Origin of the sequence: Bradyrhizobium sp. SZCCHNS1050, from assembly GCF_032484785.1 — a bacterium.
Lineage (GTDB): Bacteria > Pseudomonadota > Alphaproteobacteria > Rhizobiales > Xanthobacteraceae > Bradyrhizobium.
On the sequence record NZ_JAUETR010000001.1, the window covers coordinates 3559585 to 3574994 of the forward strand.

The 15410-nt window shown below is 64.2% G+C and carries 12 protein-coding genes; 4 read left to right on the forward strand and 8 right to left on the reverse strand.

What is annotated here, in order from left to right; genetic code table 11:
• Positions 1-5: 5 nt before the first annotated feature.
• From QX094_RS16065 to QX094_RS16100, 8 genes are all read right to left on the reverse strand, one after another.
• Positions 6-1229 carry an ABC transporter substrate-binding protein gene (locus QX094_RS16065; protein WP_316185860.1) on the reverse strand — a complete coding sequence of 408 codons (1224 nt, stop codon included), beginning with the start codon at positions 1227-1229 and terminating at the stop codon, positions 6-8.
• Positions 1230-1478: 249 nt separating this feature from the next.
• On the reverse strand, positions 1479-2702 hold the full coding sequence (locus QX094_RS16070) for an ABC transporter substrate-binding protein (protein WP_315825951.1): 1224 nt from the start codon (positions 2700-2702) through the stop codon (positions 1479-1481).
• Between the two features lie 345 nt (positions 2703-3047).
• Complete coding sequence (locus tag QX094_RS16075) at positions 3048-4271, reverse strand: ABC transporter substrate-binding protein (protein WP_315713771.1); 1224 nt, start codon at positions 4269-4271, stop codon at positions 3048-3050.
• A gap of 10 nt (positions 4272-4281) precedes the next feature.
• Positions 4282-5298 carry a branched-chain amino acid ABC transporter permease gene (locus QX094_RS16080; RefSeq protein ID WP_315713772.1) on the reverse strand — a complete coding sequence of 339 codons (1017 nt, stop codon included), beginning with the start codon at positions 5296-5298 and terminating at the stop codon, positions 4282-4284.
• A gap of 2 nt (positions 5299-5300) precedes the next feature.
• Positions 5301-6179: a branched-chain amino acid ABC transporter permease gene (locus QX094_RS16085; protein ID WP_315713773.1), complete on the reverse strand. Its 879-nt coding sequence runs from the start codon at positions 6177-6179 to the stop codon at positions 5301-5303.
• Positions 6180-6192: 13 nt separating this feature from the next.
• Complete coding sequence (locus QX094_RS16090; protein WP_315713774.1) at positions 6193-6906, reverse strand: ABC transporter ATP-binding protein; 714 nt, start codon at positions 6904-6906, stop codon at positions 6193-6195.
• Entirely contained in the window at positions 6903-7700 is a 798-nt protein-coding gene (locus tag QX094_RS16095) for an ABC transporter ATP-binding protein (protein ID WP_315713775.1), read from the reverse strand. Before QX094_RS16095 ends, QX094_RS16090 begins: the two co-directional genes overlap by 4 nt.
• Before the next feature lie 66 nt (positions 7701-7766).
• Complete coding sequence (locus tag QX094_RS16100; RefSeq protein WP_315713776.1) at positions 7767-8651, reverse strand: IclR family transcriptional regulator; 885 nt, start codon at positions 8649-8651, stop codon at positions 7767-7769.
• Between the two features lie 213 nt (positions 8652-8864).
• Between QX094_RS16100 and QX094_RS16105 the strand changes: the two genes are divergently transcribed.
• From QX094_RS16105 to pimC, 4 genes are all read left to right on the forward strand, one after another.
• Positions 8865-10958: a 3-hydroxyacyl-CoA dehydrogenase NAD-binding domain-containing protein gene (locus QX094_RS16105; protein ID WP_315825954.1), complete on the forward strand. Its 2094-nt coding sequence runs from the start codon at positions 8865-8867 to the stop codon at positions 10956-10958.
• Between the two features lie 178 nt (positions 10959-11136).
• Entirely contained in the window at positions 11137-12801 is a 1665-nt protein-coding gene (pimA, locus tag QX094_RS16110) for a dicarboxylate--CoA ligase PimA (RefSeq protein ID WP_315825955.1), read from the forward strand.
• Between the two features lie 19 nt (positions 12802-12820).
• Positions 12821-14008, forward strand: coding sequence for an acetyl-CoA C-acyltransferase (locus tag QX094_RS16115; protein ID WP_315825956.1), 1188 nt, complete (start codon positions 12821-12823; stop codon positions 14006-14008).
• Positions 14009-14151: 143 nt separating this feature from the next.
• A complete protein-coding gene (pimC, locus tag QX094_RS16120) occupies positions 14152-15342 on the forward strand; it encodes a pimeloyl-CoA dehydrogenase large subunit (protein WP_316174619.1) in 1191 nt (396 codons plus the stop codon).
• Positions 15343-15410 lie beyond the last annotated feature (68 nt).

The window sequence follows — 15410 nt, forward strand, 5'->3', positions numbered from 1 at the left end:
AGAGCCTATTTCAGCTCGCCGCTCATGACCTCGCCGAACAACTGCCAGCGCTCGCCCTTGAACTGCATCAGCTGCAGCTGCTCGATCGGCTGGAAGTCGTCCGGACCGGTGGTCAGCGTGATGCCGGGCAACAGCCCGCCCTGCGCAAACTGCTTCAGGCCTGCCGCCTGCTTCATGACATTGGCGCGGGTCAGTTCGTCGCCGCATCGCTTCAGCACCTCGACCATTGTGGTGGCGATGTTGTAACCGGTCAGCGCCGACGAATCCACGGGGTTGATTTCCGGCAGATATTTGGCGAGCAGCTCCCTGAACGCGCCAAGACCGGGGTCGTTGGCCCATTGCGGATCGGAGGCATCCTTGGCATAGGCGGCCGAGATCACCCCTTGCGAGTTCTCGACGCCGGCCGGCCGCATCACCGCCGCGGTCGAGGCGCTGACGTTCGAGATGATGGTGAGCGGCTTCCAGTTCATCTCGCCGAGCTTCTTGATCGCCTGTGCGCCGGATTTCGGTGTGGTGAACAGCACGACGATGTCCGGATTGGCCGACTTCATCTTGACGATGTGCGACTCGATTGTGGGCTCGGCGATCTCATAGCTCTCCTCCAGCACCACACGGGAGGTGTCGCCAAGGCCATCCTTGAGACCCTTCAGATAGTCCTTGCCCATGTCGTCGTTCTGGTAGAGCACCGCGATCTTGCCGGTCGGATTCTGTGCGGTGAGGTATTTGGCATAGATGCGGGCTTCCGACTGATAGCTCGGCAGCCAGCCCATGGTCCATGGATTGGTCTTGGGCTCGTTCCACTTGGTGGCGCCGGTGGCGACGAACAGCTGCGGCACCTTCTTGGCGTTCATGTATTTCTGGATCGCCGTGTTGGGCGCAGTCCCGAGCACGCCGAACAGGAAGAGCACCTCGTCGCTCTCCACCAGCTTGCGCGCCTGCTCGACGGTCTTTGGCGGCGAATAGGCGTCGTCGTAGGAGATGAAATTGATCTTGCGACCGTTGATGCCGCCCTCGTCGTTGACCTTCTTGAACACTGCCGACATCGCCTTGCCGACCGAGCCGTAGGCCGAGGCCGGGCCGCTATAGGGCACGATGTTGCCGATCCTGATCTCGGTGTCGCTGGCGCCGGTGTCGTATTTCTTGTCGGCATGGGCGCTGCCGGCAACGGCGCCAGCCAGGGCGAGACCGAGCAGGCTGGAGAGCGTGCGGCGGGTGAGGGCAGTGGTCACGTGGGGACTCCTTCTCGGCCTTGGAGCTTGGCCTTGTTGTTGGATCCGCCCGCAAGGCGGGCGACTCGTTTCACTCCGGACGAGTCCCCATAGCGCAGCCGCGCGCTCGGCGTAACCGGCGCCGCTGCATGACCGCCTCTCTTTCAACTCCTAGCTTAAGAAATTCTTGGCAAAGACAGCAAAGATGCTTGGAGAGAGCGCTGCCTGCGGCGCGAGGCCGCAGGCGGCGGTTTCAACTGCGTCTCGTCGTTAGCCGCCGACGTCGGCGGAGATCACGTCGCCGAACAGCTCCCACTTCTCGCCCTTGAAGCGCATCAGTTGCAGCTGGCTGACGGGTGCGAAGTCGGTCGCCGAGGTGTTGATCGTGATGCCAGGCAGCAGCATCTCGGTGCGGAAGTTGCGCAGCGATGCGGCCTGCTTCATGACGTTCTCGCGAGTGAGGTCGTCGCCGCATTGCTTCAGCACCTGCACCAGCGTCTGGGCCACGCTGTAGCCGACGACGGTGCCGCCATCGAGTTTGTCGCCCTCGGGGAAATCCTTTGCCATGAAGTCGAGGAATTGTTTCATCCCGGCGTCATCCTTCCATTGCGGATCGGAGACGTCCTTGAGATAGGCCGCCGAGATGATGTCCTGCGAATTCTCATAGCCGGCCGGCTTCAGCACGCTGCCGACGGAGGCGGAGACGTTGTTGAGGATATGCAGCGCCTTCCAGTCGATCTCCTTGACCTTCTTGATTGCCTGCGCCGCAAATTTCGGCGTGGTGATGTTCACGAATACGTCGGCCCCGGTGGACTTGAGTTTGACAATGTGATTGTCGATCGAGGGTTCGGCGGTCTCGTAGCTCTCCTCCATGACGATCATTGAGGCGGCCTTGGCGCCAAGCCCATCCTTCAGCCCTTTCAGATAGTCCTTGCCGTAATCATCGTTCTGATACAGCACCGCGATCTTGGCGTCCGGCTTTTCCTTCAGCAGATATTTTGCGTAGATTCGGGATTCGCTCTGGTAGTTGGGCTGCCAGCCCATGGTCCAGGGGAAATCCTTCGGATCGTTCCACTTGGTGGCGCCGGTGGCGACGAACAGCTGCGGGACCTTCTTCGAGTTCATGTACTTGTGGATCGCCGAGTTCGGCGGCGTGCCCAGCGAATTGAAGATGAACAGCACTTCATCGCTCTCGACCAGCTTGCGTGCCTGTTCAACCGTCTTCGGCGGCGAATAGGCGTCGTCATAGGAGATGAAGTTGATCTTGCGGCCGTTGATGCCTCCCTCGGCGTTGATCTTCTTGAAGTAGGCCGCCTCCGTCTTGCCGATGATGCCGTAGGCCGAGGCCGGCCCGCTATAGGGCATGATGTTGCCGATCTTGATCTCGGTGTCGGAGGCGCCGGTATCGTATTTCTTGTCGGCGGCGATTGCGGAGCTCGAGGCGAGAACGATGGCGGCAGCCGAGGCAAGGGCGGCCCGTCGCGTGATCATCATGGTGCGTTTCTCCCGTGTTGGTTCTGGATGACGTGCCGTGGCTCCTTGACGGAAGCTCTCGTGTGTCGGGAAACTATAGCAGAGCCGCCGCGGCGTGGTTGCGACATCACGGCACGGTCCGTGTTTTATCGGTCCGCGTCCGCGCAACATCTGCGCAGTTGCGAGAAGCGCGCACAATTTGGGCGGGTGATTGCTCTGCGAGAACAGCCTGAGATCAGCTGGACGGTGTCTATCCACCGTTCATGGCATCGTCGGTGCGACCTACGAAAAAGCCCTCCGCGCGGATGGCGCGGAGGGCGAGGTTGAGATCGGCACCGCTCTCGGCGGCGATGCTCGATTGCACGATTACTCGATGGCGCCGCTGATCGCCTCGCCGAACAGCTCCCACTTCTCGCCTTTGAACCGCATCATCTGCAATTGCTCGATGGGCGCGAAGTCGGTAGCCGAGGTGTTGATCTTGACGCCCGGCAGCAAGGTGTCGGGCGCGAAGTCCTTCAGGCTGGCGGCCTGCTTCATCACATTGGCGCGGGTGAGGTCGTCGCCGCACATCTGCAGCACCTTCACGAGCGTCTGTGCGGCGCCGTAGCCATAGACGGTCGAGCTGTCGAGCTTGTTGGCGTCGGGATAATACTGCGCGAGGAAGTCGAAGAACTTCTTCATGCCGGGATCATCGTTCCACTGCGGATCCGCAGCGTCCTTGGCATAGGCGGCCGAAAGAATCCCTTGCGAGTTCTCGAAGCCGGCCGGCTTGATCACGCTGCCGACCGAGGCCGAGACGTTGACGACCAGATGCGTCGGATGCCAATCGATCTCGGCAAGTTTCTTGATCGCCTGCGCCGCGAACTTGGGCGTCGTGACGCTGAAGAAGACGTCGGCGCCGGAGGCCTTCAGCTTGACGATGTGGCCGTCGATCGAGGGTTCGGAGGTCTCGTAGCTCTCTTCCATGACGATCATGGACGCGGCCTTGTCGCCGAGGCCATCCTTGAGGCCCTTCAGATAATCCTTGCCGAAATCGTCGTTCTGGAACAGCACGCCGACCTTGGCGCCGGGCTTGTCCTTGAGCAGGTACTTCGCATAGATGCGGCCCTCGCTCTGGTAGCTCGGCTGCCAGCCCATGGTCCAGGGGAAGTTCTTCGGGTCGTTCCACTTGGTTGCGCCGGTGGCGACGAACAGTTGCGGGATCTTCTTGCCGTTGAGATATTTCTGGATCGCCGAGTTCGAGGGCGTGCCGAGCGGGTTGAAGACGAACAGGACCTCGTCGCTTTCGACCAGCTTGCGCACCTGCTCGACCGCCTTGGGCGGCGAATAGGCGTCGTCATAGCTGACGAAGTTGATCTTTCGGCCGTTGATGCCGCCCTCGGCGTTGATCTTCTTGAAATACGCCTCCTCGGTCTTTCCGATCACGCCGTAGGCGGACGCCGGCCCGCTATAGGGCATGATGTTGCCGATCTTGATCTCGGTATCCGACGCGCCGGCGTCGTATTTCTTCTGGGCGAGTGCTGCGCCCGAGGTGAGGGCGATGACCGCCGTCGCGATCGCGGCGATTCGTAGTTGTTGAACGACCTGCAAGAGTTCCTCCTTAGTTCTTTCTGAGTTTGCCGAGCAGCTGCTGCGCCACCATCGCCACCTGCCGCGAGCCGTGCGGCACGAGGAAGATGACGAGGAACAGCAGCACGCCGAACACCGCGCCGGACAGGCCCTTCGAAATGCCTTCGGCGATGTTGGGAACGAAGATGATGAAGGCCGCGCCGACGAACGATCCGGGCAGCCAGCCGACGCCGCCGACGACCATGCCGAGGAACAGCGAGATCGCGAGAACGATCGTGTAGCTGTCGGGTGCCACGAACTGCACGGCGATGGCGCCGAGGCCGCCGGCGACGCCGGTGATGCCGGCGCTGACGCCGAACGCCAGCGTCTTGTAGGTCGCGACGTCGATGCCCATGGCGGACGCTGCGATCTCGTTGTCGCGGATCGCCATGAAAGCCCGCCCCGAACGCGAGCGTAATAGGTTCACCGAGAACACGTAGATCGCGATCGTGATCGCCAGCGTGAAGTAGTACAGCCACATGTCCTGCGACATCGGTAGGCCGAACGGCGCGTCCGGCTTGGTGACGACGAGGCCCTGCACGCCGCCGGTCCATTCCTCGAAGAAGCCGAGCTTGAGGATCTGCGGCATCGCGGTGGCGAGCGCGAAGGTGGCGAGCGCGAGATACACGCCCGAGAGCCGCAGCGCCGGTTGGCCGAACAGGAAGCCGAAGCCGAAGCAGATGACGCCGGCGACCGGCAGGGTCAGCGCGTAGTTGACATTGTACTGCTCCATCAGGATCGCCGACGTATAGGCGCCGACCGCATAGAACGCGCTCTGCCCGAGAGAGAACTGTCCGGAGCCGCCGGTCAGGATGTTCAACGCCAGCACGGCGAGTCCGTAGATCAGGAGCATCGTCATCTGGAAGATGATGAAGTTCTTGACGAACAGCGGAACCACGAGAAGCAGAAGCACGACGACGAAGGTGGTGCCGGAACTCAAGGTCATGGCCCGCTTCGGAACGGCATCGACCGCGGGCGCCTGGGATGCGATGTCCTCGACTGCGCTCATGATCAGACTCGCTTCACGATGTTGCGGCCGAACAGGCCGGCCGGTTTGATGACTAGGACGGAGATGATGAGGGCCAGTGCGATCGGCAGCTTCATCTCATTGCCCACGTGGGGAATGTAGGTGCCGGCGAGATTCTCGAAGATGCCGACCAGGAAGCCGCCGAGCACCGCACCGAAGGGGCTGGTGAGGCCCCCAAGCACGGCCGCGGCGAAACCGTAGATCAGCACGCCGCCCATCATGTTGGGCTCGAGGAACACCACCGGCGCGATCAGCATGCCGGCGATCGAGCCGATCGCGGCCGCCATGCCCCAGCCGAGCGCAATCATCCAGGAGGTGTTGATGCCGACCAGCCGCGCCGATTCCGGCAAGGCTGCGGCCGCGCGCATCGCAAGTCCGACACGGGTGTACTGGAAGAAGAAGTACAGCCCGATCAGGAGCAGCAGGGTGATGCCGATCATGCCGGCCTGATGGGTCGAGATCAGCTGGCTGCCCAGGAACGGCGAGGAGCCGAACGGCGTCGGGTACTGCTTGATGGTGAAGTCCCAGATCAGCCCGGCGCAGGAGTTGATGATCGAGAACAGCGCGATGAAGCCGGCGACCTGGGTCAGGATCGGCGCCTTGGTCAGTGGCTTGAACAGCACCCGCTCGATCACGATGCCGCCGGCGAAGGAGAAGGCCAGCGTCACCACGAAGGCGACCCAGTAGGGCAGGCCCCATTGCATCAGCTGCCAGGAGATGAATGTCGAGAACATCGCCATCTCGCCTTGCGCAAAGTTGAGATGGTCGATGGCCTGGTAGATCATCACGACGGCGAGCGCCATGCAGGCGTAGATCGCGCCCGTCGCAATGCCGGCCAGGACCTGGTTGGTGAAGAGCTCCATTGTCCCGCCTCCGTTAGTAGCCCAAATAGGATTTGCGGACGTTCTCGTCTTTCGCGATGTCCGAGGCCGCGCCCGACATGACGATGCGGCCCGTCTCGATCACATAGGCCCGATCGGCGAGCTCGAGCGCGAGCTGCGCATTCTGCTCGACCACGAGGATCGAGACCTTTTCCTCGCGGTTGATCTTGCCGAGGATGCCGAAAAGGTCGCGGACCACCAGCGGTGCCAAGCCGAACGACGGCTCGTCGAGCAGCATCAGCCTGGGTCGCAGCATCAGCGCGCGGGCCACCGCCAGCATCTGCTGCTCGCCGCCGGATAAGGTGCCGGCCTGCTGGGTGTGGCGTTCCTTCAGCTTGGGGAAGTAGGAGTACATCCGCTCGATGTCGGCGACGATGCCCGCCTTGTCGCTGCGCGTGATGGCGCCGAGCTGCAGGTTTTCTTCCACCGTCATGTTGGTGAAGGTGCCGCGGCCCTGCGGCACGTGCGCGATGCCGAAGCGCACGATGCTCTCGGTCGATTTGTTGTTGAGCGGCTTCCCCTCGAACTCGATCGCACCGGTCGAGCGCACCATGTTGCAGATGGCGCGCAGGGTGGTGGTCTTGCCGGCGCCATTGGCGCCGAGCAGGGTCGTCAGCGAACCCTCGTTGAGGGAGAAGGAGAGGCCGTGCAGGGCCTGGACCTGGCCGTAATAGGCGCGCAGGTCCTTGACGTTGAGCAGCGGCGTCATTGATCCTTGCTCCCGAGATAGGCCTTGATGACGTCGGGATCGGCCTGCACCTGGGCGGGCGTGCCCTCGGCGAGCTTGCGGCCGAAATTCAGCGCCACGACGTGGTCGGCGATCGACATCACCAGTCCCATGTGATGCTCGACCAGCAGCACGGTCACCTTGCGGTCGTCGCGAATGCGCCGGATCAGATCGCCCAGCACATGGACTTCCTCATGATTGAGCCCGCCGGCGGGCTCGTCGAGCAGCAGGATCTTGGGATCGGCGGCGAGCGCGCGCGCCAGCTCGACGCGCTTCTGGGTGCCGAACGGCAGCCCGGACACGGTCTTGTGCGCGACCTCCTCGAGGTCGAGATAGGCGAGAATTTCGTGAACCTTGGTGTTGACGGAATTCTCGCTGCGCCGGACCCAGGCCAGACGCAGCGAATCCGAGATGATGTCGCTGGAGGTGCGCGCATGGGTGCCGACGCGGACGTTGTCGAGCACGGAGAGATTGGGAAACAGCGCGACATTCTGGAAGGTGCGGCCGATGCCGATCTCGGCAATGCGGTGCGGCGGCCGCTTCAGGATGCTGTGGCCTTCCATCAGGATGTCGCCGGAACTCGGCTGGTAGAGCCGGCTGAGGCAGTTGAACAGGGTGGTCTTGCCGGCGCCGTTCGGGCCGATGAGGCCGAGGATCTGACCCTCGCGCATCTCGAACGAGACGCCGTTCAGCGCCACGATGCCGCCGAACACGACGCTGACGTCGCGGACGACGAGCAGCGGATCGTTGGTCTGGGCGAGTTGTGCCTGCGTCATCTCGTCTCGCCCCTCCCCAAATCGTTCAGGTCAGGACGCGGCGCCAGCCGACCGCGATGATGCAGGCTATCTGATACCCTCGGCAACACGGGCAACTTTTCCTCCTGGCTTCGGCTTTTTATTGAGTTCTTTGTTTGATGGGCTGCTTGTTTGATTAGTTGACGGCGCGAGGCCGCCGAGCGCCGCTTCGATGTTCCTTACCATCGCGACGAGACGAGGTCCAATGTCGGTGCGCAAGCGCTCTTCCGTGAAGCGGAATGCCGGTGCTCCGCAATTCACGGCGTAGGGACCGGTTCCGTCGTTCAGCCGCAACGCGACGCCGACCGCATGAACGTCGTCCTGCCATTCGCCGGCGGAGATCGTGAAGCCATATTTCGCGACGGTCTCGCCGGCGCGCTCGATGCCGTCGCGGATCTTCGGCCAACGGCTGCCGTAATGCTCGCGCATCTCCCGCATCAGCGCGGCGCGGTCCTCGTCCGGCAGCGCCCAGATGTAGGCGCGGCCCATCGCGGTCGTTGCAATCGGAATGCGCGAGCCGACGTCGAGTTGAACGTTGATGACGCCGTGACGGCTCTGGCCGAAATAGATCATGCTCAGCCGGTCGCGGCCGCCGATGGCCACCGCGCCGCCGGTCTCGCGCATCAGCTGCTCGCGGAACGGCTCGGAAAGATGGCGGATGCCGAGATTGGCGAGCGCGGCGTAGCCCAGCGCCAGCGCCGCTGGGGCCAGCTGGTATTTCTCGAAGCGCGGCACCGGGGTGAGATAGCCGAGCTTGGTGAGCGTGTAAGTGAGGCGCGAGACCGTCGCCTTCGGCAGGTTGGTGCGCGCGGCGATTTCCTGATTGCCCAGCAGGCCGTCATTCGGCCGGAACGCCCGCAGCACGTCGAGGCCGCGCGCCAGCGCGACGACGAAGCTCCGATCGGTCGCGGGTTTCTTCCCTGGGCGTTTCATGTCATCGGCTGTTGATTGATGAGCCTCGTTGACAACGCTCGTGCTTCAAAATAACCCTGGATGTCAAGATGTGGAATTAGATTTCGCACTGCGGAATTGATGTTCGGCAGCGGGTAGACGCAAGCAAGGCTGATACTCTGCGCAAATGAAGAGCCAAGAATTGGCCGGTGCGTTAACCGGCCGCAAAGAAACGACATCCCAAGGAGCTTACGCGTGAGCGAAGTGGCAAAGCTTGACCGTCATGACATCATCGGCATCGTCACCATCGACAGCCCGCCCGTCAATGCGCTGAGTGCCGCAGTTCGCGGCGGCATCCTGGACAACGTCAAGGCGGCGATCGCCGATCCCGCGATCAAGGCGATCGTGCTGACCTGCGGCGGCCGTACCTTCATCGCCGGGGCCGACATCACCGAGTTCGGCAAGCCGCCGAAGCCGCCGGCGCTCAACGACGTGCTGAGCACGATCGAGAACAGCCCCAAGCCGGTCATTGCGGCGATTCATGGAACGGCCCTGGGCGGTGGTCTCGAAGTGGCGCTCGCCTGTCATTATCGTGTCGCCACCAAGGAGGCGAAGCTCGGACTGCCCGAGGTGAAGCTCGGCCTGCTGCCGGGCGCGGGCGGCACCCAGCGCCTGCCGCGCGCCGTAGGCCCCGAGCTCGCAGTCAAGATGATCGTCGGCGGTGATCCGATCGGCGCAGCGGAAGCGCTGAAGGCGGGCCTGATCGAGGAGATCGTCGAGGGGCCGGCATCGGGCGGCGAAGCCTTCGCGCGCAAGGTGGTGGCGGAGAACCGTCCGCTGCGCAAATTGCGCGATGACGATTCCAAGCTGGCGGCCGCCAAGGCCGATCGCACGATCTTCACCAGTGCGGTGGCGGCGATCACCAAGAAGTCGCGTGGGCTCGAGGCGCCGTTCGCGGCGGCCGACGCGGTGGGCTACGCGATCGACCTGCCGTTCGACGAGGGCCTGAAGAAGGAGCGCGAAGGTTTCCTCAAGCTGCTTACCAGCGATCAGTCCAAGGCGCAGCGCTATGCGTTCTTCGCCGAGCGCGAGGCCGCCAAGATCGCCGGCGTGCCCGAGGGCACCAAGGGCCGCAAGGTCGAGCGCGTCGCGATCATCGGCGCCGGCACCATGGGCGGCGGCATTGCGATGTCGTTCGCCAATGCTGGCATTCCGGTCACGCTGATCGAGACCGCCGAGGAGCAGCTGAAGCGCGGCATGGGCGTCATGCAGAAGAACTGGGAGGCGACCGCCGCGCGCGGCGGCATCCCGGCGGATGCACCGGCCAAGCGCATGGCGTTGATCGACGGCAAGGTCGGTCTCGAGAACGTCAAGGACGCCGACCTCGTCATCGAGGCGGTGTTCGAGACCATGGCGGTGAAGAAGGAAGTGTTCGGCAAGCTCGATCAATACGCAAAGCCGGGCGCGGTGCTGGCCTCGAACACGTCCTATCTGAACATCGACGCCATCGCCGCAGAGACCAGCCGGCCCCAGGACGTGCTCGGCATGCATTTCTTCTCGCCGGCTAACGTCATGAAGCTGTGCGAAATCGTGCGTGCGGAGAAGACGGCGCCGGATGCGCTCGTCACCGCGGTGTCGATCGCGCGCAAGATCGCAAAGGTGCCGGCCGTGGTCGGCGTCTGCGACGGCTTCGTCGGCAATCGCATGCTGGCGCAGCGCGGCAAGCAGGCCGAGAAGCTGTTGTTCGAAGGCGCGCTGCCGCAGCAGGTCGATGCGGTCGTCACCAAGTTCGGCATGCCGATGGGCCCGTTCGCGATGGGCGATCTCGCCGGTCTCGACATCGGCTGGCGCTCGCGCAAGGACCGCGGCATCAAGAGCGAGATCGCGGATGCGCTGTGCGAGGCCGGCCGCTTCGGCCAGAAGACCGGCAAGGGCTATTACAAATATGAGGCGGGCTCGCGCGCGCCGCTGCCGGATCCCGATGTCGAGAAGCTGATCGACGAGACGCTCGCCAAGCTCGGCCTCAAGCGGCGCGCGGTCAGCGACGAGGAGATCCTCGAGCGCATGATGTATCCGATGATCAACGAGGGCGCGAAGATCCTCGCCGAAGGCATTGCCGCGCGTCCGTCCGACATCGATGTGGTCTGGCTGTACGGCTATGGCTGGCCGATCTATCGCGGCGGCCCGATGTACTGGGCCGACAGCGTCGGCCTGAAGCACATCGCCGAGCGGCTGGCGTTCTATGCCAAGGAGACCAATGATCCCTCGCTCGAGCCGGCGCCGCTGCTGAAGCAGCTCGCGGAGGAAGGCAAGACGTTCGCCTCGCTGGCGCAGGGGAAGGCCGCTTGAGGCTTTGCCCTAGCTCCGTGCACAGCTGCGCCCCCCTCCCCCTTGCGGGGAGGGGTTGGGGGTGGGGGTCCACAACGGCAGTCTCGCCCGGAGCCACCCCCCTCCCTGGCCCTCCCCCACAAGGGGGGAGGGAACGGGAAGAGCGGGGCCGCCTTACGGCAAGAAACACAGAGTCCGCATGACCCATCCTGGCGAACAGTTCTATCCCGAAGGCGTCCGCTGGGACGCGCCGATCGCGCGTGGCACCTTGCCAGATCTGCTGGCAAAGGCGGTCAGTGACTTCGGCGATCGCGACGCGCTGGAATTCCGCGACCGCCCCGTCACCTTCAAGCAACTCGCGGCGCTCGTCGACCAGGCTGCCGCCGCGTTCCTGCGAGCCGGTTTTGGCAAGGGCGCGTCGATCGCGCTGTTCCTCGGCAATACGCCGGATCATCCGATCAACTTCTTCGGCGCGCTCAAGGCCGGCGCCCGCGTCGTGCACCTGTCGCCGCTCGATGGCGAGATCGCGCTGTCGCACAAGCTCAGCGATTCCGGCGCACGCATTCTCGTCACCTCGAACCTGTCGGCGCTGCTGCCGACGGCGCTGAAGTTCCTCGAGAAGGGCCTGCTCGACCGCCTGATCGTCTGCGAGGATGATCACTGGGGCAAGGTCGGTACGTCACAGACGCCGTTGCCGGATAGCTCCGCCGTGACCACCCATCGTGCCTTCGTCGAGGGCGCCGTGGCGCCGGCAGCGTGGCCGGCCATCTCGCCCGACGACATCGCCCTGCTGCAATATACCGGCGGCACCACCGGCCTGCCCAAGGGCGCGGTGCTGACCCATGGCAATCTCACCTCGGCGGTGTCGATCGCCGAAATCTGGGGCCGCGCGACGCGCGCGAACGGCAACGGCTCCGACCGAGTCATCTGCGTGCTGCCGCTGTTCCACATCTATGCACTGACGGTGGTGCTGCTGACCTCGCTGCGTCTCGGCAGCCTGATCTCGCTGCACCAGCGCTTCGACTTGGAAGCCGTGATGCGCGACATCGAGGTCAAGCGCGCGACCTATTTTCCCGGCGTGCCGACGATGTGGATCGCGATCGCCAACCTGCCCGATCTCGACACGCGCGATCTGTCGTCGCTGACCAGCGTTGGCTCCGGTGGCGCGCCGCTGCCAGTCGAGGTCGCGCGCATCCTGGAGCGCCGCGTCGGCATGAAGCTGAAGAGCGGCTGGGGCATGACCGAGACCTGCTCGCCCGGCACCGCCCATCCCAAGGGTGGCCCGGACAAGCCCGGCTCGATCGGGATCACGCTGCCCGGCATCGAGATGGACGTCGTGTCGCTCGAGGATCCCGCAAAGGTGCTCGGCGTGAACGAGGTCGGCGAGATCCGGATCAAGGGGCCGAACGTCACCAAGGGCTATTGGAACCGGCCGGACGAAACGGCGCAGTCGTTCGTCGGCGATCATTTCCTGACCGGCGACATCGGCTATGTCGACGCCGACGGTTTCTACTTCCTGGTCGACCGCAAGAAGGACATGATCATCTCCGGCGGCTTCAACGTCTATCCGCAGATGATCGAGCAGGCGATCTACACCCATCCGGCGGTGCAGGAGGTCATCGTGATCGGCATTCCCGACGCCTATCGCGGCGAGGCGGCCAAGGCCTTCATCAAGCTGCGCGACGGCTTCGCGCCGTTCCCGGTCGAGGATCTCCGCGCCTTCCTCACCGGCAAGCTCGGCAAGCACGAGCTGCCGGCGGCGGTCGAGTTCGTCGACGAGCTGCCGCGCACGCCGGTCGGCAAGCTGTCGCGTCACGAACTGCGCCAGCAGCAATCACCCACGTCTCACAGCAAACATCCGTAACAACAACAGGAGGTCGCCCATGACCGATGCCGTCATCGTTTCCACCGCCCGCACGCCGATCGGCAAGGCCTATCGCGGCGCGCTCAACGCCACCGGCGGCGCGACGCTGCTCGGCCACGCCATCGGCGAGGCCGTCAAGCGCGCCAAGGTCGATCCGGCCGAGGTCGAGGATGTCGTGATGGGCGCAGCCCTGCAGCAGGGCTCGACCGGCGGCAACATCGCGCGCAAGGCGCTGCTGCGTGCCGGCCTGCCGGTGTCGGTCGGCGGCACCACCATCGACCGCCAGTGCGCCTCCGGCCTGCAGGCGATTGCGCTCGCGGCGCGCTCGGTGATCTTCGACGGTGTCGAGATCGCGGTCGGCGGCGGCGGCGAATCGATCTCGCTGGTCCAGAACGACAAGATGAACACGTTCCAGGCCACCGATCCGGCGCTGCTCGAGATCAAGGGCGACGTCTACATGCCGATGATCGACACCGCCGAGATCGTCGCCAAGCGCTACGGCATCTCCCGCGAGCGCCAGGATGAATATGCGCTGGAGAGCCAGCGCCGCACCGCTGCCGCGCAGCAGGGCGGCAAGTTCAACGACGAGCTGGCGCCGATCTCGACCAAGATGGCGGTCACCGACAAGGCCACCGGCAACGTCTCGTTCAAGGACGTCACCCTGTCGCAGGACGAAGGTCCGCGTCCCGAGACGACGGCCGAAGGTCTCGCCGGCCTCAAGGCAGTGCGCGGCGACGGCTTCTCGATCACCGCCGGCAATGCCAGCCAGCTCTCCGACGGCGCCTCCGCCTGCGTCATCATGAGCGACGCCACCGCGGCCAAGCGCGGCCTGCAGCCGCTCGGCATCTTCCGCGGCTTCGTCGCGCATGGCTGCGAGCCCGACGAGATGGGCATCGGCCCGGTGTTCGCGGTGCCGCGTCTATTGAAGCGCCATGGCCTGACCGTCGACGACATCGGCCTGTGGGAGCTCAACGAGGCGTTCGCCGTGCAGGTGCTGTACTGCCGCGACAAGCTCGGCATCGACCCCGACAAGATCAACGTCAATGGCGGCGCCATCGCGGTCGGCCATCCCTACGGCATGTCGGGCGCGCGGCTTACCGGCCACGCGCTGATCGAAGGCCGCCGCCGCAAGGCCAAGTATGCGGTGGTGACGATGTGCGTCGGCGGCGGCATGGGCGCTGCCGGCCTGTTCGAGGTACTGCAATAGGTCTTCGTCATTCCGGGGCGCGCGGAGCGCGAGCCCGGAATCCATACTCACGATGGTGGTTATGGATTCCGGGTTCGCCTCTTCGAGGCGCCCCGGAATGACAGCTCGATTTGTCGACGAATATATACACACGGGAGGTTCCGATGGATCTTGCATTCACGAAGGAAGAGCAGGCGTTCCGCGAGGAAGTCCGGCAGTTCTTCAAGGACAATGTCCCGCCGGAGACCCGGCGCAAAATGATCGAAGGCCGCCATCTGTCGAAGGACGAGATGGTGACCTGGTGGCGCATCCTCAACAAGAAGGGCTGGGGTGTCTCGCACTGGCCGGAGGAATATGGCGGCACCGGCTGGACCTCGGTGCAGCACTACATCTTCAACGAGGAGTTGCAGGCCTATCCGGCGCCGCAGCCGCTCGCCTTCGGCGTCAGCATGGTCGGCCCCGTCATCTACACCTTCGGCAACGAGGAGCAGAAGAAGAAGTATCTGCCGCGCATCGCCAATGTCGACGACTGGTGGTGCCAGGGCTTCTCCGAGCCGGGCTCGGGCTCCGACCTCGCATCGCTGAAGACCAAGGCCGAGCGCCGCGGCGACAAGTGGATCATCAACGGCCAGAAGACCTGGACCACGCTCGCGCAGCACGCCGACATGATCTTCTGCTTGTGCCGCACCGATCCCTCCGCGAAGAAGCAGATGGGCATCTCCTTCATCGTGTTCAGCATGAAGTCGAAGGGCGTCACGGTGCGTCCGATCCAGACCATCGACGGCGGCCACGAGGTCAACGAGGTGTTCTTCGACGACGTCGAAGTGCCCATCGAGAACTTGATCGGCGAGGAGAACAAGGGCTGGGACTACGCCAAGTTCCTGCTCGGCAATGAGCGCACGGGGATCGCCCGCGTCGGCGTCTCCAAGGAGCGTATCCGCCGCATCAAGGAGCTCGCCGCCAAGATCGAATCCGGCGGCCGTCCGGTGCTGGAGGACCCGTCGTTCCGCGAGAAGCTCACGGCCTGCGAGGTCGAGCTGAAGGCGCTCGAGCTGACGCAACTGCGCGTCGTCGCCGACGAGGGCAAGCACGGCAAGGGCAAGCCCAATCCGGCGTCCTCGGTGCTGAAGATCAAGGGCTCCGAGATCCAGCAGACCACGACCGAGCTGCTGATGGAGGTGATCGGCCCGTTTGCCGCGCCCTACGACGTCCATGGCGACGACGACAGCAACGAGACCATGGATTGGACCGCCCAGATCGCGCCGAGCTACTTCAACAACCGCAAGGTCTCGATCTACGGCGGCTCCAACGAGATCCAGCGCAACATCATCGCCAAGGCGGTGCTGGGGCTCTGAGTTGCTGTCATTCCGGGGCGCCGCGAAGCGGCGAGCTACGACGCGCAGTTGCGCGTCGGAGAATCCAT

Coding starts and splice junctions, on each gene's coding strand:
- QX094_RS16070 (WP_315825951.1), bottom strand. CDS start 2,702: ATGATGATCACGCGACGGGCCGCCCTTGCCTCGGCTGCCGCCATCGTT.
- QX094_RS16080 (WP_315713772.1), bottom strand. CDS start 5,298: ATGAGCGCAGTCGAGGACATCGCATCCCAGGCGCCCGCGGTCGATGCC.
- QX094_RS16085 (WP_315713773.1), bottom strand. CDS start 6,179: ATGGAGCTCTTCACCAACCAGGTCCTGGCCGGCATTGCGACGGGCGCG.
- QX094_RS16090 (WP_315713774.1), bottom strand. CDS start 6,906: ATGACGCCGCTGCTCAACGTCAAGGACCTGCGCGCCTATTACGGCCAG.
- QX094_RS16095 (WP_315713775.1), bottom strand. CDS start 7,700: ATGACGCAGGCACAACTCGCCCAGACCAACGATCCGCTGCTCGTCGTC.
- QX094_RS16100 (WP_315713776.1), bottom strand. CDS start 8,651: ATGAAACGCCCAGGGAAGAAACCCGCGACCGATCGGAGCTTCGTCGTC.
- pimA (WP_315825955.1), top strand. CDS start 11,137: ATGACCCATCCTGGCGAACAGTTCTATCCCGAAGGCGTCCGCTGGGAC.
- QX094_RS16115 (WP_315825956.1), top strand. CDS start 12,821: ATGACCGATGCCGTCATCGTTTCCACCGCCCGCACGCCGATCGGCAAG.
- pimC (WP_316174619.1), top strand. CDS start 14,152: ATGGATCTTGCATTCACGAAGGAAGAGCAGGCGTTCCGCGAGGAAGTC.